This window comes from Bacillus sp. 165 (assembly GCF_017742235.1).
GTDB lineage: Bacteria > Bacillota > Bacilli > Bacillales > Bacillaceae_G > JAGHKQ01.
In genome coordinates, this window is record NZ_JAGHKQ010000006.1 from 171746 (window position 1) to 194243 (window position 22498).

At 38.1% G+C, this 22498-nt stretch carries 26 protein-coding genes; 6 read left to right on the forward strand and 20 right to left on the reverse strand.

Annotated features, from left to right (window positions below; translation table 11 throughout):
- Positions 1 to 5: 5 nt before the first annotated feature.
- Positions 6 to 905: a DMT family transporter gene (locus J7Q84_RS11565; protein ID WP_209094710.1), complete on the reverse strand. Its 900-nt coding sequence runs from the start codon at positions 903 to 905 to the stop codon at positions 6 to 8.
- A 407-nt stretch (positions 906 to 1312) separates the two neighbouring features.
- On the opposite strand from J7Q84_RS11565, the gene J7Q84_RS11570 reads away from it, so the two are divergent.
- The gene (locus J7Q84_RS11570) at positions 1313 to 1525 is read left to right on the forward strand and encodes a DNA-dependent RNA polymerase subunit epsilon (RefSeq protein ID WP_209094711.1); all 213 of its coding nucleotides are present in this window, start codon (positions 1313 to 1315) and stop codon (positions 1523 to 1525) included.
- A complete protein-coding gene (rnjA, locus tag J7Q84_RS11575; RefSeq protein ID WP_209094712.1) occupies positions 1526 to 3193 on the forward strand; it encodes a ribonuclease J1 in 1668 nt (555 codons plus the stop codon).
- 83 nt (positions 3194 to 3276) lie between these two features.
- Here the strand turns inward: rnjA and J7Q84_RS11580 are convergent, their stop codons facing one another.
- The 6 genes from J7Q84_RS11580 to J7Q84_RS11605 form a co-directional block, all read right to left on the reverse strand.
- Positions 3277 to 3678 carry an NUDIX domain-containing protein gene (locus J7Q84_RS11580; protein WP_209094713.1) on the reverse strand — a complete coding sequence of 134 codons (402 nt, stop codon included), beginning with the start codon at positions 3676 to 3678 and terminating at the stop codon, positions 3277 to 3279.
- A gap of 155 nt (positions 3679 to 3833) precedes the next feature.
- Entirely contained in the window at positions 3834 to 4493 is a 660-nt protein-coding gene (locus tag J7Q84_RS11585; RefSeq protein WP_209094714.1) for a potassium channel family protein, read from the reverse strand.
- Positions 4494 to 4710: 217 nt separating this feature from the next.
- The gene (locus J7Q84_RS11590; RefSeq protein ID WP_209094715.1) at positions 4711 to 5724 is read right to left on the reverse strand and encodes a cytochrome d ubiquinol oxidase subunit II; all 1014 of its coding nucleotides are present in this window, start codon (positions 5722 to 5724) and stop codon (positions 4711 to 4713) included.
- A gap of 10 nt (positions 5725 to 5734) precedes the next feature.
- Positions 5735 to 7084, reverse strand: a complete 1350-nt coding sequence (locus tag J7Q84_RS11595; protein ID WP_209094716.1) for a cytochrome ubiquinol oxidase subunit I — start codon at positions 7082 to 7084, stop codon at positions 5735 to 5737.
- Positions 7085 to 7345: 261 nt separating this feature from the next.
- On the reverse strand, positions 7346 to 7804 hold the full coding sequence (locus J7Q84_RS11600; protein ID WP_209094717.1) for a TlpA disulfide reductase family protein: 459 nt from the start codon (positions 7802 to 7804) through the stop codon (positions 7346 to 7348).
- 61 nt (positions 7805 to 7865) lie between these two features.
- The gene (locus tag J7Q84_RS11605; RefSeq protein WP_209094718.1) at positions 7866 to 8414 is read right to left on the reverse strand and encodes a peroxiredoxin; all 549 of its coding nucleotides are present in this window, start codon (positions 8412 to 8414) and stop codon (positions 7866 to 7868) included.
- 342 nt (positions 8415 to 8756) lie between these two features.
- Here J7Q84_RS11605 and J7Q84_RS11610 point away from each other — a divergent pair, with 342 nt between their 5' ends.
- On the forward strand, positions 8757 to 9488 hold the full coding sequence (locus J7Q84_RS11610; protein ID WP_209094719.1) for a tryptophan-rich sensory protein: 732 nt from the start codon (positions 8757 to 8759) through the stop codon (positions 9486 to 9488).
- A 434-nt stretch (positions 9489 to 9922) separates the two neighbouring features.
- Here the strand turns inward: J7Q84_RS11610 and J7Q84_RS11615 are convergent, their stop codons facing one another.
- The 8 genes from J7Q84_RS11615 to J7Q84_RS11650 all read right to left on the reverse strand — a co-directional run bounded on the left by J7Q84_RS11615 (position 9923) and on the right by J7Q84_RS11650 (position 15075).
- A complete protein-coding gene (locus tag J7Q84_RS11615; protein ID WP_209094720.1) occupies positions 9923 to 11053 on the reverse strand; it encodes an N-acetyldiaminopimelate deacetylase in 1131 nt (376 codons plus the stop codon).
- Positions 11054 to 11106: 53 nt separating this feature from the next.
- Positions 11107 to 11829, reverse strand: coding sequence for a 2,3,4,5-tetrahydropyridine-2,6-dicarboxylate N-acetyltransferase (dapD, locus tag J7Q84_RS11620; RefSeq protein WP_209094721.1), 723 nt, complete (start codon positions 11827 to 11829; stop codon positions 11107 to 11109).
- Between the two features lie 72 nt (positions 11830 to 11901).
- Complete coding sequence (locus J7Q84_RS11625; RefSeq protein ID WP_209094722.1) at positions 11902 to 12768, reverse strand: LysR family transcriptional regulator; 867 nt, start codon at positions 12766 to 12768, stop codon at positions 11902 to 11904.
- Positions 12769 to 12822: 54 nt separating this feature from the next.
- On the reverse strand, positions 12823 to 13266 hold the full coding sequence (gene cbpB, locus J7Q84_RS11630) for a cyclic-di-AMP-binding protein CbpB (protein WP_209094723.1): 444 nt from the start codon (positions 13264 to 13266) through the stop codon (positions 12823 to 12825).
- 321 nt (positions 13267 to 13587) lie between these two features.
- Positions 13588 to 13782, reverse strand: coding sequence for an antirepressor AbbA (gene abbA / locus J7Q84_RS11635; RefSeq protein ID WP_209094724.1), 195 nt, complete (start codon positions 13780 to 13782; stop codon positions 13588 to 13590).
- An 86-nt stretch (positions 13783 to 13868) separates the two neighbouring features.
- Complete coding sequence (locus J7Q84_RS11640) at positions 13869 to 14378, reverse strand: ribonuclease H-like YkuK family protein (protein ID WP_209094725.1); 510 nt, start codon at positions 14376 to 14378, stop codon at positions 13869 to 13871.
- Between the two features lie 109 nt (positions 14379 to 14487).
- Complete coding sequence (locus tag J7Q84_RS11645; protein WP_209094794.1) at positions 14488 to 14634, reverse strand: hypothetical protein; 147 nt, start codon at positions 14632 to 14634, stop codon at positions 14488 to 14490.
- 204 nt (positions 14635 to 14838) lie between these two features.
- Positions 14839 to 15075 (reverse strand): YkuJ family protein, encoded by a 237-nt coding sequence (locus J7Q84_RS11650; protein WP_209094726.1) that lies wholly within the window; start codon positions 15073 to 15075, stop codon positions 14839 to 14841.
- A gap of 299 nt (positions 15076 to 15374) precedes the next feature.
- On the opposite strand from J7Q84_RS11650, the gene J7Q84_RS11655 reads away from it, so the two are divergent.
- The gene (locus tag J7Q84_RS11655) at positions 15375 to 15611 is read left to right on the forward strand and encodes a glutaredoxin domain-containing protein (RefSeq protein ID WP_209094727.1); all 237 of its coding nucleotides are present in this window, start codon (positions 15375 to 15377) and stop codon (positions 15609 to 15611) included.
- Positions 15612 to 15771: 160 nt separating this feature from the next.
- On the opposite strand, the gene J7Q84_RS11660 is transcribed toward J7Q84_RS11655, so the two are convergent.
- The 3 genes from J7Q84_RS11660 to fadH form a co-directional block, all read right to left on the reverse strand.
- Positions 15772 to 16236, reverse strand: coding sequence for a DUF3993 domain-containing protein (locus tag J7Q84_RS11660; RefSeq protein ID WP_209094728.1), 465 nt, complete (start codon positions 16234 to 16236; stop codon positions 15772 to 15774).
- A gap of 243 nt (positions 16237 to 16479) precedes the next feature.
- Positions 16480 to 17697, reverse strand: a complete 1218-nt coding sequence (locus J7Q84_RS11665; RefSeq protein WP_209094729.1) for an EAL-associated domain-containing protein — start codon at positions 17695 to 17697, stop codon at positions 16480 to 16482.
- A gap of 271 nt (positions 17698 to 17968) precedes the next feature.
- The gene (fadH, locus tag J7Q84_RS11670; protein WP_209094790.1) at positions 17969 to 18733 is read right to left on the reverse strand and encodes a 2,4-dienoyl-CoA reductase; all 765 of its coding nucleotides are present in this window, start codon (positions 18731 to 18733) and stop codon (positions 17969 to 17971) included.
- A gap of 231 nt (positions 18734 to 18964) precedes the next feature.
- Between fadH and J7Q84_RS11675 the strand changes: the two genes are divergently transcribed.
- Together J7Q84_RS11675 and J7Q84_RS11680 are read left to right on the forward strand one after the other, a co-directional pair.
- The gene (locus J7Q84_RS11675; protein WP_209094730.1) at positions 18965 to 19837 is read left to right on the forward strand and encodes a metallophosphoesterase; all 873 of its coding nucleotides are present in this window, start codon (positions 18965 to 18967) and stop codon (positions 19835 to 19837) included.
- 137 nt (positions 19838 to 19974) lie between these two features.
- Entirely contained in the window at positions 19975 to 20232 is a 258-nt protein-coding gene (locus J7Q84_RS11680; RefSeq protein WP_209094731.1) for a hypothetical protein, read from the forward strand.
- 61 nt (positions 20233 to 20293) lie between these two features.
- On the opposite strand, the gene J7Q84_RS11685 is transcribed toward J7Q84_RS11680, so the two are convergent.
- Both J7Q84_RS11685 and J7Q84_RS11690 read right to left on the reverse strand, forming a co-directional pair.
- Positions 20294 to 21505: an ABC transporter permease gene (locus tag J7Q84_RS11685; protein ID WP_209094732.1), complete on the reverse strand. Its 1212-nt coding sequence runs from the start codon at positions 21503 to 21505 to the stop codon at positions 20294 to 20296.
- Positions 21506 to 22390, reverse strand: a complete 885-nt coding sequence (locus J7Q84_RS11690; RefSeq protein WP_209094733.1) for an ABC transporter ATP-binding protein — start codon at positions 22388 to 22390, stop codon at positions 21506 to 21508.
- Positions 22391 to 22498 lie beyond the last annotated feature (108 nt).

Genomic DNA, 22498 nt, shown 5'->3' on the forward strand with positions numbered 1-22498 from the left:
CCTTTCTATGCTGCCGTTTTATCTAGGCTCGACTTTTTCCTTTGTGAAAACGTGGATAAATATACACCCGTAAAAATAAGAACCAATCCAAAAATCATATGGTAAGTAATTTTTTCTCCCAATATGATATTTCCCCAAATCATGGCGGACACCGGTACTAAATATGTCACAAATGTAGCGAATTCTGCGCTTCCTTCCTTCACCATATAATAAAACAACAAATACGCTAGACCGGAGCCAAAAATGCCAAGCCCCCCTAGAGATAGCAGTATATCATATGAATGAATGCCTCGAAATCCTTCTGTGCTCATAAATGTCATGAACAAAAAGCTAATTACACTTGCCATCAGTAATGTAGATGCCGACAATACAGTCACTGACAAATGACTTAAATATTTACGGGACAAATGCGTACCCAAAGCATAGCAAAAGGTAGCTGCAAGAACAAAGAGTATTCCTTGTAAACTTCCTGAAACGAGCTGTGTCACATCAAACTGCAATAAAATAAGAATACCCGTAAACCCTAACAAAATTCCTATCCATTGCATTTTTCTAATATGGGCAGCGAAAAGTAAAACACCTATAATTACAGTTGATATAGGAGTCATAGCATTAATAACCGATGCCATACTGCTTGAAATTTTTAATTCCCCAATAGCAATAAACCCAAACGGCAACACATTATTAATTAAACCAACTAGAAAAATCCAACCAAAAGGCAGTTGCTCCCACTGGATACGTTCTTTTCTTATTAACATAACGCATAATAAAGTCACAAACCCAAACAGGCAGCGCCAAAATACGACTCCCCAAGGTCCGAGTTCCGGAGCCATCATTTTAATAAACAAAAAAGATGTCCCCCAAATAATACTTAATGTCAACAATGCGCTATATAACTTCCCCAATATGTATTCCCCCTCTTCTTCTTTCATCTTCTATTGTAAATTTTATTTAGAAAAAGAAAAATAGTTTACATACTAAATTTTCTGTCCTCTATTCCTTTTTTCTATATATGAACGTTTCCTAATCACCAAATACTATAAAAATATTCTTGATGTGTTTGAAAATGAGAAAGGACGGCTAATAATGTTAAGACATTGAATAGAAAGCTCAACGCATATGGGAACGATTTAATGCATAAAAGAAAATTGCATAATCTCCTCTATCAATCGAAACGCTATATATAAAGAGACTTTCTGTATATCGCAAGGGGTTTTTCCTTGCCAATTTAGGAAAAAGCATGAAAAACAAAACCGTTTCAGCTATAATAGGTAAAAGACAGCCAAATAATCGACAGTAAGGAGAGAATTACATGATTTTCAAAGTGTTTTATCAAGAAAATGCTTTACAAGTTCCTGTAAGGGAAAACACAAAAACAGTGTACGTCGAAGCGGAATCTGAAAAAGATGTACGTATTAAATTAGCTAAATTCAACTATAATATTGAGTTAGTTCAACCACTATCCGGTGCTCACCTTGAATATGAAAAACAAAGCGAAGCCTTCAAGGTTTCGGAGATTGTATAGATGAAATTTTTAAAAAATGACCAAACTGCCGTTTTCGCACTCGGCGGTCTTGGAGAAATTGGTAAAAATACATACGCTGTTCAATTCCAAGATGAAATTATCATCATTGATGCCGGTATCAAATTTCCTGAAGATGAACTTCTCGGCATTGATTATGTCATTCCGGATTACACGTATTTAGTGCGAAATGAAGATAAAATTAAGGGATTGTTTATCACACATGGTCACGAGGACCATATAGGAGGCATCCCTTACCTTCTACGCCAGGTAAATATTCCGATTTATGGCGGGAAGCTGGCGCTTGGCTTAATCAAAAATAAACTAGAAGAGCACGGTTTATTGCGAAAGGCAAAGCTGCATGAAATACAGGAAGACGACGTGATTAAATTCCGCAAAACATCCGTCTCGTTTTTCCGCACTACTCATAGTATCCCAGATGCGTACGGTATAGTAGTAAAAACTCCGCAAGGACAAGTCGTTCATACAGGTGATTTTAAATTTGACTTCACCCCTGTCGGAGAGCCTGCCAACTTAACGAAAATGGCTGAAATCGGAAAAGAAGGCGTGCTTTGTTTATTATCCGACAGTACAAATAGTGAAGTACCAGATTTTACAATGTCTGAACGAAAAGTAGGCGATACCATTGATGATATTTTCCGAAAAGTGGACGGACGCATTATTTTTGCCACTTTCGCTTCGAACATCCATCGCCTTCAGCAAGTAGTAGAAGCAGCTGTGGAAAACGGCAGAAAAATTGCAGTGTTCGGACGAAGCATGGAAGCTGCAATTGAAATTGGACAAAACTTAGGCTACATTCGCTGTCCAAAGGATACCATTATCGATGCTTCTCAAATTAATCGTTTACCTGTAAATCAGGTTGTTATTTTATGTACAGGAAGCCAAGGCGAACCAATGGCAGCCTTATCTCGCATTGCGAACGGTACACATCGTCAAATTCAAATTATCCCAGGTGACACAGTCGTGTTTTCATCATCACCGATTCCAGGCAATACCGTCAGCGTAAGCCGTACAATTAATATGCTGTACCGAGCTGGTGCCGAAGTAATTCACGGCAGATTAACAGATATTCATACAAGCGGTCACGGGGGACAACAAGAACAAAAATTAATGATTCGGTTAATTAAACCGAAATTCTTTATGCCGATTCACGGGGAATACCGTATGCAGCGCATGCATGCGCAGCTTGCAGTCGATTGCGGAGTACCAGAAGAAAACTGTTTTATCATGGATAATGGAGATGTACTGGCATTACGTGCAAACGAAGCAGGCGTTGCAGGCAAAATCCCTTCAGGATCTGTCTACATCGATGGAAACGGAATTGGTGATATTGGAAACATCGTTCTTCGAGACCGTCGTATTCTTTCAGAAGAGGGACTTGTCATTGTGGTAGTTAGCATTGATATGAAAGAGTTTAAAATTGCTGCTGGTCCTGACTTAATTTCTCGTGGATTTGTTTATATGCGGGAAAGCAGTGACTTAATTAATGACGCACAAACTCTTATTTCTACTCACCTTCACAAAGTAATGGAGCGTAAAACAACACAATGGTCTGAAATTAAAAATGAAATTACAGATACATTAGCGCCATTCTTATACGAGAAAACAAAACGCAGACCGATGATATTGCCCATTATTATGGAAGTTTAATACAAGGCTATTACAGCCTGTTCTCCCTGTTAACGAGAGGAGAAAACCAACAAACAAGCCAATGCAGAATGCATTGGCTTGTTTTATTGAATAGTCCCTATATAAATACTGGTCTGTTTTATAATTTCTTTTGGATAAAATGGAAAACTATGGAGAGAAGCAATCGGCAGCCACTCTATTCCAATTTGATCTGCATCTTGTTTTAGCGGTATACCCTTCATCTCAATGAACTGAGCTGAAAACAACAGGACTACTTTATGGAAATCTTCATCAAACGATTCCCAAACCGATAGGAGTTCTCCACCTACTACCTCTGCTCCTGCTTCCTCTTTGCATTCTCGCTGCAACGCTTCATGCATGGTTTCCTTCTTCTTTTGCTTGCCCCCTGGCAATACATAAAATTCTGTTCCATTCTTGTGTTTTTTAATAGTAAGCACCTTATCATCTTGTACAATCCACGCTTTAACAACTGTCTTAAGCTTCATCTCCATCCCCCATCTGCGCTCACCTGCCGCTTTCTTTCTACATGCTAGCCGTTTTAAGAAAAATGGATATATTACACTTCACCTGGGGAAAATCTTTCTAGGAAGCAGGCTGAGGCGTACTTTTATCTAAAAAAAGCTCTACTGCTGTAGAGCTTTTACGCTAGGTAATTCTGAAAGCGAGCTACGTCTGCATCCCCGCCAATAACGATTAATATATCTCCTGTTCGGATAGCCTCCGTTGCTTTTGGGGAAACATTGATTTCTTTATTACGCTTAATCGCTACAATATTCAATCCAAATTTCGCCCGAATATCAAGCTGCTGCAAAGACTGGCTGTTCAACTTTTCATTCGCTTTAATTTCCACGATACTATGGTCATCAGACAGTTCAAGATAATCTAATACATTGCTTGATGCAATATTGTTCGCAATTCTCTTTCCCATGTCACGTTCAGGGTGTACAATTTGGTCAGCACCGATTTTACGAAGCACTTTTTCATGATAATCATTTTGTGCTTTAACTGTAATGTTCTGTACACCAAGCTCTTTTAAAATTAAAGCAGTTAAAATGCTTGCTTGAATATTATCACCAATAGCTACTACCACATGGTCAAAATTGCGGATTCCTAAGCTTTTTAACACCATTTCATCTGTCGAATCGGCAATAACCGCATGAGAAGCAATACTGGAAAATTCATTTACGCGATCTTCATCTACATCAATTGCCATCACTTCCATGCCAAGCTGGCTCAATTCTCGGCAAATACTTCCTCCGAACCGGCCGAGTCCGATGACTGCAAATTCCTTCTTTTTCACAAAAACTCCTCCAATAAATGCTTATACATAATTGTATTATTGACCATTGTAGCACACTTTATGAAGTTTCAGAAAGCAATACGCCCCTTATCCTATTGAATAAAAAATGGCACAACAAAATATAACATTTGAAACACCTTACATAAATAAGCAACGGTTTTTCATGCCTATTTTACCAATGTAACTAAACAAAAGAAGCTAGGACGTTATTACTTTTTTATTTCTCACCTTTGACATACTTTGCATCAAATAAAAATAGACGAAGAAGCAAATACAAAGATGGAATCAAGAGAAGCAGTCCTAAAATAAAGACGACTACCAGCGCAATTCCCATCGTTTCATTTGTATAGCCAGAGTAAATAGTAATATACGGATCTAAAATATATGGCAAGTGACCGGCACCGTATCCAAAAAATGCAAAGAAGAATTGAAACATAACGAAAATGAACGCTAGCCCAAATCGCTTTTGGTGGTAAATATAGTGCGTCGCCCCTAAAAAGCAGGCAAACGATAACAGAAACATCCACCAAATATCTATCATATTTTCAAAATGACGAAAATTATGCCGCTGTAAAGAAATAAATACGAGTAAACTTGCCAAAATGGTAGGGGCACTCCAAAACAAGGAGAATTTCCGCATAATTCTTGCTGATTCTTTGTCTCCAGCCCTGTTAGCATAATAGGTCAAAAACGCCGCACTGATGAATAATACAGACACTATCGCAAGAAATACAACACTCCAGGAATAAAAACTTGTAAACAATTTTTTAGCCAAGAACACTACTGTATCCCCTTGCTTTTCTAAAAAACCCCCTTCAGAAATTGTCAGTGCCGTAGAAAGTGCAGCGGGAATCAACAATCCTGTCGCGCCATATAAAAACATATAAGCCCGGCTTTGTTTAGACCCGTAATTTTCAAACGCATAAAATGAACCTCGGATTGCAAGTAATACTAGTGCTACACTGCCCGGAATTAATAATGCTGTCCCGTAATAGTATGCTGTGTCCGGAAAGAAACCCACAAGACCGACAAAGAAGAATACGAAAAATACATTTGTAACCTCCCAAACTGGATTTAAATATCGGTTAATCAGCTTTACCATTTTAGAATCTTTCTTTTTCCACTTTGCATAATATGCATAAAATCCCGCTCCAAAGTCAACAGACGCTACGATCACATAACCATACAAAAACAACCAGAGCACACTAATACCTAATATTTGAATGTTCATTGTATCCCTCCTACTTCACCAATTTCGTATCTATATGTTTTTCCAGTTCAAGTTCGGCAGGATTAGTTTTAAACATCTTTAGCAGAACTTTAGCGGAAATCCAACCAAGAACGATATACAGGAGCATGAACAAGATAAACATTAAGCCTATGTGCTGAGGTGCAGCGGTTGTTGCTCCTTCCCCTACCTTCATGTATCCTCGTAAAATCCATGGCTGACGCCCCACTTCAGCAAAAAACCAACCGATTTCAATCGTCAACATGGACAATGGACCACCGATAATAATTGAACGCAGCATCCATTTATTATGTGCCCAGGCTGCATTAATTTTTACAAGTATCAAGAATAAAAAAGCAACTCCCACCAAGTACATCGCAAATGTAATTTTCAAATCAAATAAATAATGAATATACAAGGGCGGACGTTCGTCCTGCGGTGTTTCATTCAGTCCTGTTACCTTTGTATCAAAACTGCTTCCTGCAAGAAAACTTAAAAACTTTGGAATCCGAATTTCATACTTAATCTCTTCCGTTTTTTCATCCAAAATTCCAAATAATACAAGATCTGCTCCTCTTTCTGTCTCAAAATGCCATTCCGCCGCCGCTAGTTTTTCTGGTTGATATTTTGCTAAAAATTTAGCTGACAAATCCCCTGCAATCCCTGTTGCTATACCTAAAATGGCACATGCAACCATTGTGAGTTTCAATGCTTTTTGATAATAGACGTCTCGTTTTCCCTTTAATATCATAAATGCAGTAATGGCAGCCAGCACAAAAGCAGAAGTTAAATAGGCAGTTACGATTACATGCAATGTCTTTGTCGGTGTGGCCGGGTTAAACATTGCAACTAGTGGCTGTAAATCTACAATTCTCCCATCTTCCAATTTAAATCCTTGCGGAGTATTCATAAATGCATTTACGACTGTAATGAAAAAAGCAGATAACGTTGAGCCGATAATAACAGGGATAGACAGCAGCCAATGAAATATCGGTTTTTTAAATCGATCCCATGTATATAAATAAATCCCTAAAAAAATCGCTTCAAAAAAGAATGCAAATGTCTCCATGAAAAGAGGTAATGCAATTGCCTGTCCTGCAAGCTGCATAAAGCTCGGCCAGAGCAACGAAAGCTGCAGACCGATACATGTTCCTGTAACAACCCCCACAGCTACAGTAATGGTAAATCCTCGTGTCCATCTTCTAGCAAGCAATATGTAATGAGAGTCCTTTTTCTTAATACCATATAATTCAGCTAATGAAATCATAACAGGTACTCCCACACCTATGGTGGCAAAAATAATGTGAAAGGCCAATGTGAGCTCCGTCAATCCCCTGCTGAGTGTAACACTATCTAAACTCATTCAGTTTCCCTCCTAACATATTCCCGTGGAATACGTTTACTCTATTTCACTATATTCATAGTGTAAACGTATTCTACGGCAATCGTGTATAAAAGAATTGAATTTTTTGTGACTAATTTCACAATCATTATAAAAATGCTCTTCTTTAATCTTATGCGGGCTGATTATTCAATGCTAGTTACAAAATATTAGAACAACCCCCTTTGTTAATAGAACCCTGAATAGTAAAAAATCCTCTCTTACAACAGAGAGGATTTTTTACTATTCAGCAGCTTGTGCAGCTTCGTCTAATACACGATTCACACGTTTTGTAAGCATCGGCATGCCGCCTCCGCCTGCCTGAAAATGGCGCAGCACGCCTGTTTTATCAAACACATAATAAGATGGTACATATTTATTTTCAAATGAATCTGTAATCGTATGTTGATTATCCACTAAAATCGGCTGAATAATACCGTGCTCCTCTGCCACCTGCTTCACTTGCTCTAAATCCAAATCTTCTTCTGAACGAGGCATATGTACAGAAATAACATTCAATTGCTCTTTATATTGATCGCGAAATTCATTAATGTTTGGCATTGCTTCTTTACATAAGTGACAGCTAACAGACCAAAAATGAATCAATGTCGGTTTCTCTCCGATTAAACCTTCACGGCTTACTTCTCCATTCAACACAGTAGTTGCACCTTCTAAAGAGGGCATTGGTTCACGCAATTTCAATGTGGAGTCCTCCCTTATGTTCAAAAAAGGTCTAACAAACGTTTGTTAGACCTTTTTTTAATTAAACTGATAGCGTTTTTTGACCTGGTTTCCAGTTAGCAGGGCAAAGTCCGCCTGTTTGCAGTGCTTGAAGAACGCGTAACACTTCGTCCACTTCGCGTCCAATGTTGTTGTGATGTACTACTTGGTACATTAATTCGCCTTCAGGGCTGATGATGAACAAACCGCGAAGTGCAATTCCTTGATCTTCAATTAACACACCATAGTCACGAGATACAACATGGTTAGTATCTGCAGCTAACGGGTAGCGTAATTCACCTAAACCGTTTTTGCTGCGGTCTGTATTAATCCAAGCCAAGTGAGTATGGATAGTATCAGTAGATACACCTACTACTTCTGCATCAAGATCTTGGAACTCATCGTAACGATCAGATAGTGCGATAATTTCTGTCGGACATACGAATGTAAAGTCCATTGGATAGAAGTAAAGAACTGTCCACTTATCTTGTTTCATGATTTCTTCAAGACTTACCTTACCGAATTCTTTGTTTGACAATACAGCTTCCATCTCGAAACGAGGAGCTTGTTTTGCTACCATACGTTCTGCCATATGTATCGACCTCCAACTAGATTTTAGTGGTTACACCCTTATTCACAAGAGTTATTATATAAAAGAAGTTATTTCCAGTCAATGTTATATGATAATTATTACAACTAAAAATCTGGTAACACTTTCTAAATTAACTCCTCTATCCCCATTATAAAGTATTGTACAGGAATTACAAAAAATATGCTGCGGGAAAGTAGATTAAGTCAAAACTATTGTGTACACTACCTGCGAAAAGTTTATTGACGATAGTTTTCCTTCTATTAAGTATAACTTTTGTATAAGCTTCTTCTCTCCTTCATAGTATATAGGGATAAGTAAACTATACAGTAAGGAGGTATACGCATGAAAAACTATCTCATCAGGAGTATGCTTAATATCATCTCTTTTGCCCTTGTGCTGATAACTAATTTTCTTCTTCCAGCTGGACGCAATATTTCTCAAGTATCTAATAGCATTGATTATCTGTTTAAGCCAGCAGGATATGCCTTTATGATTTGGTTGGTAATCTATTTTTTACTTGCTGTTTGGTTAATGCGGCAATTTTTCTGTTCTGAGATAGAAAAAGCTATTTATAAAAAAATAGGATATTGGTTTTCAGTGAACATGCTGCTGAATGCCTTATGGGTTCTCGCTTTTGGAAATGAGCATATCAACATATCTTTACTGATTATGATTGGGATTTTACTGACGCTCATTGTTGTATATACCCGTATTCAAAGCTCTCCTAATAAAACTAAATTGACCCGACTGCCTATTTCAATGTATCTTGGCTGGATTTCCATCGCTACCATCACCAATGTGTTTACTGTGTATAAAGCAAATGATATTACCCACCTATTAGGCTTAAATGAGCTGACTTGGACGATTATTATGCTTTTATTCGGTGGATTGCTAGGGGCTTACTTCACATTAAAAAATAATGACCTTGTTTACCCTCTCGTTTTTATATGGGCTTATGCTGCAATTATTGTGCAGAGAAAGAATATAGAGAGCATCACAACTGCCGCGTGGATTGCAATTGCTTTGTTAACAGCTGTGACTGTTTACAATGGACTTAGGAATAAGAATGTATAGCATCACCCTGTACAAAAAAGCGCGGTTTTTTACGGATGAAACCTTATATATTTTAACAACAACCGTTTCTTAACACTGCACTTTACGGCTTCTTCTCGGTTTGTAATACTAACTCGATAGTGAATCAGAAGCTCTATACGCCCCTTAGAAGGTACCACAATCAGCATGAGGTCTAGATACGATGTCTTTAAACCCTTCTAATATCGCCTTTTCAATCACCATAGCTTTTGACACACAATAATACATTAAACAGAGACTTTCACACTAGACTTAGGAATTGACAAGACCTGTCATGGCATTATCTTTCCTCCAAATGAATCATATTGCGGTAACTGGAACGTTTTCTATAAGGTATATATGTTCTCTCTCTTCTCAAAAACAAATCATAGCTGCCCTCACAATAATATTTATGCTGGAAACAAAAAACAGACAGGCTAGGCCTGTCTGTTTCCTTTAAACTGGAAATATAATATTAAAAAGCGAATGGCTTTTTCAATAACCTCTTCATTTGGCTGCAGCTTTGCATGATGTAGGCCATATTCAGATCCCACCCCAAGCCAGAACATAAATCCTGGAATTTCACGAAGCATATAACCAAAGTCTTCTCCTGTCATCGCCTCTTTGCATTCGATAACCTTCATATCCGTTTGTTCTGCAAATTCCATAAACTCGCGTGTAACCTCTTCATGATTGTATACTTCGTAATACATGGAGCCATAATCAATATTTGCCACACATTGAAAACCCGCTTCTATTCCTTTTACGAGAGCCTCGATACGAGACTTTACACGCTTCATAGATTCTACAGATAAGGTACGGATGGTTCCCTCTAGCCTTGCTTTTTCAGCAATGATGTTTTGAACAGTTCCTCCTGTAATTTTCCCAATCGTAATGACTGCGCTATCAAGCGGATCTATGTTCCTGCTAATGACAGATTGAAGTTGAGTCACCAAGTAGCTTGCTGCCACTACCATATCATTTGTTTGCTGCGGATACGCTGCATGCCCGCCTTTCCCTTTTAAATCAATAAACAACTCTGATGTATTTGCAAACAGCAAACCTTCCTTTGTTGCAATGGTGCCAACGGGATATTCCGGTGCAATATGAAGACCGACGATCAGCTGCGGCATCCATTCTTGCAATTCTTCACTCCTCATCATAGGCTGTGCTCCGCCCGGCCCTTCTTCTGCGGGTTGAAAAATAAAAATGGCATCATCCTCAATCGGATCATTAACAAGCCCCGTCAATACTCCTAAGGCAATACTCATATGCACGTCATGTCCGCAGGCATGCATATAGCCTTCATTAACAGAAGCAAAGGAATACCCAGTCTCTTCTTCAATCGGCAAGCCATCAATGTCTGTGCGATACCCAATTGCTTTTTCAGGATTTGTTCCATGTACTTTTACGATTATTCCTGTTTGCCAGGTTTTTATTTCTAGACGATTCTTTGGTAACTCTTCTAAATACTGTAACAAATACGCTTGCGTTTTATATTCCTGAAAACCGAGCTCTGGAATTTGGTGCAAGTCTCTACGAATTTGTACAAACGGGTTAATTTCCATAATTTCGCCTTCCCTTAATAAAAAGCGTAAGCAAAGAGCTTACGCTTTTTATATTATTTTGTTGGGTTTAATTCACGCAACGCTTGAATGATTTCTGTTTTAGACTTTGTTTTTTCATCAATTTCTTTAATGATGCGGGCAGGTACTCCTGCAACTACCGTATACGGAGGAACATCCTCAGTAACAATGGCACCAGCAGCAACAACTGCTCCTTTTCCTACTGTCACACCTTCTAATACAACTGCATTCGCGCCGATTACTACGTCATCTTCTACAACCACAGGCTTAGCAGATGGTGGCTCAATTACGCCTGCAAGCACTGCGCCTGCTCCAACATGACTGTTTTTGCCGACAGTTGCTCGTCCACCAAGCACTGCGTTCATATCAATCATTGTACCTTCACCAATCACAGCGCCGATGTTGATTACAGCACCCATCATGATTACTGCATTGTCCCCAATCTCCACTTGATCGCGAATAATTGCACCTGGCTCAATACGAGCTTTGATGCCCTTCATATCCAGTAAAGGAATTGCGGAATTGCGGCGGTCATTTTCCACCACATAATCTGCGATTTCAGCGCTGTTTCCTTCTAGCACAGTCTTAATATCAGACCACTCACCAAACAATACACCTGTTCCTTCATTCACAAATGCTTGAATGCTGTCAGGAAATTCAATGCCATTTAATTGGCCTTTTATGTATACTTTCACCGGCGTTTTCTTTTCACTTTTTTGAATAAACGAAATAATTTCGTTTGCATCCATCATCTTCATTCTCTATTCCTCCTAATACTATGTGATACTGTTACTCTACCAAACCAAGACAAAACTCGCAACAAACATTGGTTACATTTTTTTTTCTTGGAGCATATCTGCAAAAGCTTTAACTTGCTTCAACTCCAATGCTGAATCATTGAGAAACATCCATGTTTCTCTTGTAAATTGAATACCTCCATCAGTTAACGGAATTTTATGAAGAGAAGTATCCAGATCGTGCAGCACAGTTGATGGTAAAATAGCGTAGCCTATGCCGTGAAGCACCATTTGCTTGCATGTTTCGATTTGATCCACCACAATGGTGCGGCGTGGGGCATGAGAAAAAGTACTGTACCACCACTGCTGAATTTGCGAGTAATAGGTAGAATCACTTTTAAACTGAATAAATGGTTTATTTGTATGGCGAAGCATTTCAATATTTTGAATTTCGGTATCTACCAAATACAGTTCATCGGTAAATAAATGGATTCGTTTCCCTTGCAGTTCATGCGTTCCCCGTAAAATAGCAATATGAACGTCTCCTTCAAAAAAATGCTTTTGCACCTCGCTGCTCCACCCAGTAAATAAAGAAATTTGCACAAGCGGATACTGTTTTACGAATGTTTTCAACATATTAGGAAGCCAGTACTGCGCAATAATGGATGCTACCGCAATTTTTAATGTTCCATGCGTCTTATTTTGCAGGGATGCCAGTTCATTTTTCATCGCCTCTTCTTTTCCAACCATTTCTTTTGCATACGCAGCAACTTTCTCTCCCTCAGGCGTAATAGTCAATCCTTTTTGCGAACGTATAAAGAGCTTCGCTTCCCACGTTTTCTCCATTGTCTGCAATCGCTGACTTAGTGCCGGTTGTGAAACAAATAACCTCTCCGCAGCTTTTCTCATATTGGATTCCTGTGCCAACACAATCATCATTCGTAAATCATCTAACTGCATGGTCTCTCCTCCATAAAAAAGCGCAGCCTCTTGTCCAAGAAGCTGCACACTTTCTTAATTATTGTAACGTTTTACTTTTTTATTCAACAGCTTCAAAATAGCTCGACGTGTTAAAATGCCTTCAAAGTAACCGTCTTCATTTTCTACACATACAAATGGGTGATTAATAGTCATATCAAGACCTTCCATAAAATTAGCATCGAGCTTTAATCTAGGAATCTCGCGGTTCATTACTTCTTCAACCTTCATATGTTCAAGCTTTTCAAATTCAATTCGCTCTAGCCCTAATATCCGATCTAAAATCATTGCCGTACTCAGTAGTCCATGCAATTTATATGTTGGGTCTAATACAGGAATTGCTGAATAGCCAGACTTTGTCAAAACAAGCAAAGCGTGTTCAAGATTATTACCAACCTGCACATGCGCAACTTTCTCAGATGATATCAATAAATCTTTTACACATATGTTTTTAAATTCTTCAGTAGGAAGACTTATCATTGATGTTTTCCCCCATTTTCTTTATCGATTCATGTTATTGTATTCGTATAACATGATAGCGTTTTCACTTTTTATTCTTTTTCATTTGTTTCCTTGGTCCCTTTTACACAACACTCTTATTGTAACACAAGAAAAAGAAATGAGGTAAATAAAGGGAAAATGTCCATTCCACACAAGACAAACAGATTATTTCAAAACATGTTTGTTGTGTTCTTCGCCGGCCAGGATGCTTTTTTCTTTATTTAGGTAAGGTAGTTTTTGGAACCTTTTGCCGAATAGATTTTTCTCATAAAAAAGAATGCCCTCAGGCACTCTTTTTCTTTAATATCCCGCACCCTTGAGACGTGCATATAATGCTGTAATTTTTTGATATTGCATAATATCTGTAGTTCTCAAACCAGTTTCAATATCAGAAAGCTGGCACGCCAAAATCTCAACTGCGTAGTTTTGTTCAAATAATAAGTCTACTAGAAGATTTTTTTCTTCTTCTGTTAGGTAAAGGCTTTCTTGTTTCACAGTATTCCTCCTCTGTAAACCAATTGCTTCCTAACCTCATTATATAAAATTTACGCTTATTTTAATAGACTGAAAATTTAATTTTTTTATTTAGTATATCGATTTGCATAACTGAAGGCTGCATACGAGTCTGGTTTGATTTTTGCCGTAAGCCCCATACCTGTAATACGTGAAGTCATGTCCGAAATCAATTCCTTTGTCAATCCATAATGACCAATATCAAGATGAATTTCCATCAAAAATCTCGCACCTTCCTTTTGATAGGGATATAAAATCTCGGCCATAGTACTGAGGTGGTCAGGAGTAAATAAACAGGCAATTTCTTGACTATAATACGTTTCTAAGTATATTTTTTCACGAAGACTTTCCATCTGTCTAAGTATTGTTTTATTACGCAAGCATCCCCATGCGCCTTTTCCAACACGATGCAAATGAATGGCACTAATAAATCTCGTGTAATTTTGATGTGCTTGAGAATCCGTTCCAATCGACAAACGGTATGTATTCACAGGATCCGCTCTCATAAAATTACAAATATGCGATAACACTGTCTCAAAATCCATATGTGCTTCAGATAAATTATAAAAGTCCCTCATACAGCCACATCCTTTCTTTTTAGTGCCCGTTGCGGTTGCTTATTCTCATCTTATTAAAGTAATTTGCAAAATATGTCACTTTTTTTGCGACTGTATGAGCGAGCTGTTTTTATCCTTTACTTGTTATAATATTACGCATAATATAACTGCAAGATGGACAAGTATAGATCACATTTTGATTAGACTGTGCAGTCAGCACTTCTTCAAGCTCTGCCTGTTGTCCACAGTTCGGACAAACTACTTGAGGTGTATGCATCAAATCCCCCCTTCCTTTCGTTATTTTTTATTCTTGCCGTAAAAACATACAAAAAGCACTCTCAAAGGAGAGTGCTTTTTGGGTACAAATATAAATTGTAAATACGATACAGTATACTTTCGTACCACATAAGAAATACTTTGGAGCATTGCTTAGCCAGTCAGTGCACATAAGAAGCTCTAGTTAAGTTTTTCTTTATGTATCCTACGAAATCATATCATAAATTTCAATAGCAACCATATCTATGTTGTCAAATTGAAACGATTGTGGTTTTTCACCTGGCTGATATACCTCAAGTTCGTACATATCGCTTTTATCAAAGTATTTTACGCTACATTTTCTTTCACCATTTACTTCGAAATAACGTTGAGCAACCTCACCGTTTGTTGCTTGTTCTTTTAAGCTGACAAGACGTGTTAAAATTCCTTGGAGCAGAGACATTAAATTCTCTCCTTTCACCTGTAATGACTATCAATAGCTTTTGCAATATAATAATGTTTTTATCCATCATTCTTTAAAAGCTATTGTCCATTAATTAGAATAATGGACAATAGCAAGAAACACAACAAAAAATGACTATTTTTATCAAAAGATGCCAAGATAGGCAGATACAATTGATTTTTTCCTACTCCTATCATCAACATACCTCCTGTACATAAAATACTTCTTAATATTGCCGCCCTTGCATTATCCCTTTATAATGAAAAGCAGGTTTTATTTACTAAATAAGGAGAACATATATGAAAAAAGAAGTAGATGTATATACACAGCCTGATTGTCCCCCTTGTCAAATCGTTAAAGAATTTTTACATCATTATCACATTGCGTTTAATGAATATAATATAAAAAAGGATCCTGCAGCATTCCATCGATTGACCAATGAATTTAATTCGTTTTCTACACCTACAGTTGTTATAGATGGGCATGTCGTGGCAGGATTCGATATTAAAGAGCTTGAACGGCTGTTAGATCTCTAAATGCGAACTTTAAAGCATGCCTCTTTTGTTCTGCGTCTTTTCTAAAATGATACAGTAAACAAAAGCTGGTTTTTGCAGACTAAAAAAAGACTTTCCAATGGAAGTCTTTTTTCTGCGAAAATAGTTGCATTTGTTTCAAAATGATATACTGTTTTTTCGTTTATTTTTGCAATTTTTGAATTTCTGGAAGCAGCTTTTCACTTTTATAATATCCTGCCATTTCCCAACTACCTTGGTCTTTCTGCATAGTGATTACTTCATATTTTCCTTTCACACGCTCATATACGTAAAGTAAATCATATTGTTTATCGTAAGCGATTTTCGTTTTACCATCAAAAGAAAATGGCGCTTTTTTAGAGAATAAATAGCCTTTATTGACACCGGAGTTTTCATCTGTGAACACTTGAAGAAATGTATCGACAAAATATGGAGAAAGCTTACTGTACATTGTATCCATGGAGAGGTTTTTATTTCGAATAGATGCTTGCTCTTCATAACCTTTTCTGATTGTTTCATACACGGCGCTCTTCTTAAAAATCGCTTCGCTTTGAGCAAGGGAAATACCTTGGTATGCAATTAACAGTACTGCACATAATAAGACGAGAACAACCGACCTTTTCTTCATTCCTGCGCCTCCTTCATGCTTTTGTACCAGCTTGTCCAATTATCACTATTGTAACAAGCATAGAACCAGCACGGTAAAAGTTTCTTTCGTAAAATAAATACAGCGATAGACAGCATCCTGTATCACTATTTCCAATTTATGAACGAAACAAACAAAAAATGCACGAACACTGTAATAAAAGTGTTCGTGCGTTTTGTTCCAACACAGCGAAACAAGACAGATCTATTTCTCGTAAAACACACCTTAAAGAAGACCGTCTTGTTCATATAAAAATTCATAAGATAAGTCAATAAACAGGTAATATGACTCATCTAAGGGAAACGAAAAGGTACGGATTATATCCCCTGTTTCAATGTCTGCATATAAGTCAGAGAGCCTTCCTTTCTTTTCAAAGCGCATTTGCATAATATTTTCCAGAAAATAAGGACGCCAGCTCCAGTTCTTCATCAAATATTGAGGCTCCATGTCCCAATCTCCATTCCTTTTCACAAGGTTAGCAGATTGCTGAAAACCATCTTCGTCACAAATATACATCCGAAAGCTCATATGTGAAAACTCACTTTTAATTGAGAGGAGAAATTTATTTAAATCTTCATGCTTTTTATATTTTGCCGCAAAGAGAGAAAGCTTGCTGCGCAATTCTTCTGTCAGCATATAAATGCTTTGCAGCTTCCCTTTTTCATAGGCAATAAATTGACGGCACTCCTTCCGCAAACGCTCTTTGAGAACATCAGGCTCTAGCAAGTGAGAAACCGACTCCCACAAATAATCCCCTTGGTAATACCTTCCCCCATTACGCCATGCATATTGCAATTGATAAAAGGCATCGATATCTTCATACAGCAGCGTTGCTCCAATACGACGCGCCAGTAACGAAATTGAATATAATACATCTTGATAAGAGTGCATAAGTGTTGTTTGACGCAGGTTTTTTAAATCTACTTTCAAAATATCAGGGGCCAACAATCCAATGCGCTCTAAGTTGCTTGCACCTTTTCCAATTCTGTTAATCGCTAGCTGGATTCCATATGTACGATGATACACAAGCAAATGATTTAAATGATTAATATTGCCTTGAAAGTCTTGCTCTGTTATTTCCAGCACAATTTGCTCAAGTTTCAATCCTTTCTTCTGATAGTCTAAAAGAAGTGTTAAAAATGCTTCATTTCCATCGTTCATGAGCATATTAGCATCCCTATGCACAAACAAAAGAAATGATTGATTCGTTTCTAACATTCGTTGCAGTGCTTTTTCTAATATAAGATTATCCACTTCTAGTCGATACTCATCGGGGACTGAGTTATCTTGAAAAAAAGGACCGAGACTCGCAACGCCTTCTTCTGTTTTTATCCGTCCGACAACCTCATAGCCGATAATCGTATGCTCATCTGCACTAAAAACAGCTTGATAGTACGGGACTACACGATCGAGGTTCGTCATCACATCTAAGGCATCTACCATCTTCTCACCTCTTCATTATCCGTTGTCACAAATTATATCATGGAAATGCAAGAACCTTGCAAGTACCTATATTCAAAAATGTTCCGACTTTCCTTGTCGTTTTTTTATACAAAACAAAATAGCCCCTTCACAAATCGAAAAAGGGGCTATATATATTAGGAAGAAAAATCAGCAATCTTTTATGAAAAAAAGACATTTCATATCAACAACTACAAGCTTTCTCCGATAAAGAGAGTGTTGTGCCGAGCTATAATAAATGACCGCTATTATTTTAAAATGGATATTGATGCAGCGATTGTCCTCCATCCATTGTCATACATGCACCATTTATGTAAGCCGCTTCATCAGACAGCAAATAATGCGCCAAACCTGCTATTTCTTCCGGAGTTCCGAGTCTTCCAAGCGGCACACTGTCTAACGTATGCTTAGCTGCCTCTTCTGATATCCACAATTTACCAGCTCCACCTGTCCTTTCAATAGGGCCTGGCGCGATTGCATTGACACGAATGCCATACTTCCTGCCCCATTCTACAGCCAACGTACGGGTCATTGCCAGTACCCCTGCTTTAGCAGAAGCAGAATGAATAACCCCCGGTCCTGCATCCCATGCATATGTCGCAACCATATTTATAATACTTCCTTTTATTCCTTTTTCGATCCAGTACTTACCGACTGCTGAACTGCAGTAAAATGTTCCATTCAGCACAATATTAATGACTGCGTTCCAACCATTTACTGAGAGTTCCTCTGCAGGGCAGATAAAATTGCCGGCAGCGTTGTTCACTAAATAATCAATACGACCGAAAGCTTTGTCAATAGTATTTATCATATGCTGGACATGTTCAGGCTGTCTTACATCCATCTGTACCGTCAACACTTGGTTTTCAAATTGCTCAATCTCCTGCTTCGCTTCTTCAAGCTTTTCTACTGTACGCCCCGTAATAACTACATATGCTCCTTCTTTTGCAAAGCGGGCCGCCATAGCTTTTCCCATTCCACTTGAACCGCCTGTAACAATTGCTACTTTACCTTTCATCATCTGTTCCCCCTCTAAAAATGAATACCTATTCATTTTACCATTATTTTAAAGATAATTGTTAATATTTTTAAAAATTTTCTGAAAAATTAGAGTTCATTCCGTTTTTTATTTACATGCTATAATAAAGCGATAATTAGCAAAAGGATTTTTACGGTTTCTTGAGAATATAAACATTAGTAATTTCAGTCTTTAGCAAGATTAAATAGTGACCCTAAAAGGTAGATGTGGATGAAAAAATTAAACAGGAGAAATTTTTTAAAAAATGGGATTCGGTTGATGTTTTATTCTGTTCTTACATCCGGCTTAGGATATTACTACGCGCGATACATTGAACCAAGGCTGCTCACAACTGCATACCATACTATCTCCTCTCCACTTATCCCAAGAGGGTTTAATGGAGCAAAGATCGTTCAATTCAGTGATCTGCATTTAGGCTATAATTACACATTAGAACAGCTAGAGGTATTGATAGAAAAAATTAACGAGCAAAAGCCGGATTTGGTATTTTTCACAGGAGACTTAATGGATGACCAACGTACGTATTCACGTACAAATGAAATTGCACCAGTATTACGACGGGTTAATGCTCCTCTTGGTAAATTCGCAATATATGGAAATCATGACCACGGAGGGTACGGAACTGAAATTTATGAACAAATTATGAGTGCAGCCGGCTACGAAATTCTTATAAACAGCAGTAAAATTATTAAACTCGTAGACGGCAGCCAAATTGGCGTCTTAGGTATCGATGACTTAATGCTGGGCAATCCCAAAATTAAGGAAACAATTCAACAGGCTGACCCAAATCTGTACACGATTGCTCTTATACATGAACCTGATATGGCACACATGGTTGCCGACTCTGCTGTCAATTTGCAGCTTTCCGGCCACAGTCATGGGGGACAAGTACAAATACCTTTTGTCGGTCCAATCATTACTCCTCCGCTTGCAGAAAAATATGTTGAAGGATTTTACAAAGTAAACAGCTCCAGCGGACACGAACTTCTCGTCTATGTCAATCGAGGAATCGGCACAACCCGAGTTCCTTTTCGATTTTTAGCGCGCCCGGAGCTTACGGTTTTTACACTGGTAGCAAAGTAAATAAAAGTTTATTCAGGCCGAGACACGCTCCGGCCTTTTTTTATTCGCCCATTTTCTACATTTTTCACGACCGGTACTTGCTCTCATCTCCTTCTTTTTCCATACAATAGAATGAATTCTACTAAGGAGGTTAAAGTATGTATCCTCAATTTCAGCCGGTTGATTTTCGTTCTCAACCGCCAGTTGCAGGTCCTCCGGGAACGCGCTTCTTTCCCTTTTTGGGACTCCCGTTTTTAGCAGGCGGCGCACTAGGCTTACTCGGCGGCGCACTAATATTTGGACCAAGACCATTCTATCCATATCAACCTGCCCCATGCGGTCCATATCCATGCGGTCCATATGGCGGGGCACCATTCGGCGGCGCACCATTCGGCGGTTCTCCTTACTATTACTAAAATGGCAAAATAGAAAACTATAATGAAGAAAGAGGAGAGATTGACGTTCTCTCCTCTTTCTTCATTGCTTGTTTACAAAATGAATAAAATCCTTCCAGTTCACTTTTTCTCGGTAATTCATAACGCCATTTATGTAGATGCGGCTCGTGAATTTATTCAATACTATAATTGTTCCAACTAATAGTACCGTCGTAATTATAATCTCCCCTAATCCAGCTTCCCCGGCAACAATGCGGGAAAACGTAATGATTGGAGAAAACAAGGGAATATAGGAACTCACTATAACTAAAGTGCTATTGGGATCAGTCATGGATTTGATTCCAATAAATAACGCTGCAATAATAAAACCGGTAACAGGCATAGAAACTGCGGAAATATCTTCTGTTCTGCTTACCACGGACCCAACAGCAGCATACAGCATGGCATATACTATATATCCCAACACGAAGTACAGTACAAAAGCAAGCATCACCGCAGGCGTTAACTGACTCAAGTCCACTAACATACCAAACAATTTTAAGTTATCCTTATCAATCCAGCCAAGCAAGTAACCGAGTCCATATGCAGCAGCAATGATAATAATTTGAAACAATCCTATTATCAGCATGGAAAAAATTTTGCCGTACATCATATAAACAGGCCGTACTTTCGGTATGATGATTTCCATAACACGTGATGATTTTTCCGCGGCTACCGTGGTAGCGATACTCTGCCCGAAAATAACAATCAGCATATAAATAAGAAACACAAACACATAGACAATTCCTGCGGTTTTCATTGAATCCTGCAGTATATCTCGTTTGACTTCAACCGGTGTTAACAGCTTCACTGCCGTTTCAGGCCGAATGTCATTTTCGATGATTGTAGTATTTAAGTATTTTTGCTGAACATACTGTGAGATAACAGCCAAAAGCTCATTGTTAGGAAATGTTTTATAAGTATATGTAAGAAGCGGCTTAGATTCTTGTTCCTCAACTTGAATAATTCCGTCCAATTCCCCCTTCTCCACCTGTTTCTTTAAAGTGAGTAAATGTTGTTTGTCTTTTTGGATGACCTTCACATTATCAAGAGCAAGCTCGTTTTCTTCAATAGAATACTTCTGAGAAGTAGAGATAATCGCTACTGTACTCTCTTTTTGGTCCTCTTTTGTCACTTGCCCAAAGCCAAGAATACCCAAAATTCCAACAAACAAAATCGCAGCTGTAATAATGACTGCTTTCGATCGGAAGCCCTCTTTTAAATGAAACAGAAAAACGATTCTTAACTTATTCATTTATCTCGCCCTTTCGACAAAGATTTCATGTAATGTCGGCTCTAACAACTTAAAATACCGAAGAGAAATACCGTTATTTTGTAAGTCTGCTAGAAGAGACATTGCTTCCTCTTCCTTGTTCACCTTTACTACCAAGTCTTTTAACGTTGCTTCAAAATATATCCCTTTTTCATCCAGCCATCTCTTTGCTTCACTATGAAAAGGAATCGTTAAATTACGGTAACCGTAATGCTCCTTAATTTCCTGCAAATTTCCACTAAGGACTGTTTTTCCTTTATTCAACATAATAATATGCTTACAAAAGGATTCCACCTGCTCCATGCGGTGACTAGAAAAAATAACCGTTTTTCCTTCTTGAATCTGTTCCTCGATAATAGATGCCAGCATGCTTGCATTAACCGGGTCCAATCCGCTAAACGGCTCATCCAAAATAATTAGTTCCGGATTGTGAATGAGAGTAGCAATCAATTGAATTTTTTGCTGATTTCCTTTTGACAATTCACTTGCTTTTTTATGTTTATATTGGGGAATTTCTAGCTTATTGAGCCAATCATCTATTGCAGCATTCGCTTCTTTCCGGGTCATTCCTTCGAGTTCAGCAAAATAACGAAGCTGATCTACGACTTTTGTTTTCACATACAATCCCCGCTCTTCCGGTAAATACCCTATAGAAACTTCCTCACGATTCATTGGTTTACCGTTCCATAGAATGTCTCCGTTATCTTGCGTAAGCAATCCGAGTATCATTTTAATAGTCGTCGTTTTGCCGGCTCCATTTCGTCCCAATAAGCCAAGTACATCTCCCTTGTGTAACGAAAGCTGTAAGTTATCAACGACTGTATTGGAACCAAATGATTTTTTTAAATTGCGTATCTCAAGTGTCACCTTTTTTCCCCCTTTTGGACATCCTCCCATCATTGTATCATACCATTCTGAATTTTTTATTATTAATAAAAAACCTCTGTATATCCCCTGATTTTCAAGTATGTTTAG

Excerpts from the sequence above, each read along its gene's own strand:
- J7Q84_RS11625 (WP_209094722.1), bottom strand. The coding sequence starts at position 12,768 with ATGCAGTTAGATGATTTACGAATGATGATTGTGTTGGCACAGGAATCC.
- J7Q84_RS11590 (WP_209094715.1), bottom strand. The coding sequence starts at position 5,724 with ATGAACATTCAAATATTAGGTATTAGTGTGCTCTGGTTGTTTTTGTAT.
- J7Q84_RS11675 (WP_209094730.1), top strand. The coding sequence starts at position 18,965 with ATGAAAAAATTAAACAGGAGAAATTTTTTAAAAAATGGGATTCGGTTG.
- cbpB (WP_209094723.1), bottom strand. The coding sequence starts at position 13,266 with ATGATAAGTCTTCCTACTGAAGAATTTAAAAACATATGTGTAAAAGAT.
- J7Q84_RS11665 (WP_209094729.1), bottom strand. The coding sequence starts at position 17,697 with ATGGTAGATGCCTTAGATGTGATGACGAACCTCGATCGTGTAGTCCCG.
- rnjA (WP_209094712.1), top strand. The coding sequence starts at position 1,526 with ATGAAATTTTTAAAAAATGACCAAACTGCCGTTTTCGCACTCGGCGGT.
- fadH (WP_209094790.1), bottom strand. The coding sequence starts at position 18,733 with ATGAAAGGTAAAGTAGCAATTGTTACAGGCGGTTCAAGTGGAATGGGA.
- J7Q84_RS11685 (WP_209094732.1), bottom strand. The coding sequence starts at position 21,505 with ATGAATAAGTTAAGAATCGTTTTTCTGTTTCATTTAAAAGAGGGCTTC.
- dapD (WP_209094721.1), bottom strand. The coding sequence starts at position 11,829 with ATGAAGATGATGGATGCAAACGAAATTATTTCGTTTATTCAAAAAAGT.
- J7Q84_RS11655 (WP_209094727.1), top strand. The coding sequence starts at position 15,375 with ATGAAAAAAGAAGTAGATGTATATACACAGCCTGATTGTCCCCCTTGT.
- J7Q84_RS11660 (WP_209094728.1), bottom strand. The coding sequence starts at position 16,236 with ATGAAGAAAAGGTCGGTTGTTCTCGTCTTATTATGTGCAGTACTGTTA.
- J7Q84_RS11605 (WP_209094718.1), bottom strand. The coding sequence starts at position 8,414 with ATGGCAGAACGTATGGTAGCAAAACAAGCTCCTCGTTTCGAGATGGAA.
- J7Q84_RS11640 (WP_209094725.1), bottom strand. The coding sequence starts at position 14,378 with ATGAGGGACTTTTATAATTTATCTGAAGCACATATGGATTTTGAGACA.
- J7Q84_RS11610 (WP_209094719.1), top strand. The coding sequence starts at position 8,757 with ATGAAAAACTATCTCATCAGGAGTATGCTTAATATCATCTCTTTTGCC.
- J7Q84_RS11650 (WP_209094726.1), bottom strand. The coding sequence starts at position 15,075 with ATGTCTCTGCTCCAAGGAATTTTAACACGTCTTGTCAGCTTAAAAGAA.
- J7Q84_RS11645 (WP_209094794.1), bottom strand. The coding sequence starts at position 14,634 with ATGCATACACCTCAAGTAGTTTGTCCGAACTGTGGACAACAGGCAGAG.
- J7Q84_RS11615 (WP_209094720.1), bottom strand. The coding sequence starts at position 11,053 with ATGGAAATTAACCCGTTTGTACAAATTCGTAGAGACTTGCACCAAATT.
- J7Q84_RS11595 (WP_209094716.1), bottom strand. The coding sequence starts at position 7,084 with ATGAGTTTAGATAGTGTTACACTCAGCAGGGGATTGACGGAGCTCACA.
- J7Q84_RS11680 (WP_209094731.1), top strand. The coding sequence starts at position 19,975 with ATGTATCCTCAATTTCAGCCGGTTGATTTTCGTTCTCAACCGCCAGTT.
- J7Q84_RS11580 (WP_209094713.1), bottom strand. The coding sequence starts at position 3,678 with ATGAAGCTTAAGACAGTTGTTAAAGCGTGGATTGTACAAGATGATAAG.
- J7Q84_RS11570 (WP_209094711.1), top strand. The coding sequence starts at position 1,313 with ATGATTTTCAAAGTGTTTTATCAAGAAAATGCTTTACAAGTTCCTGTA.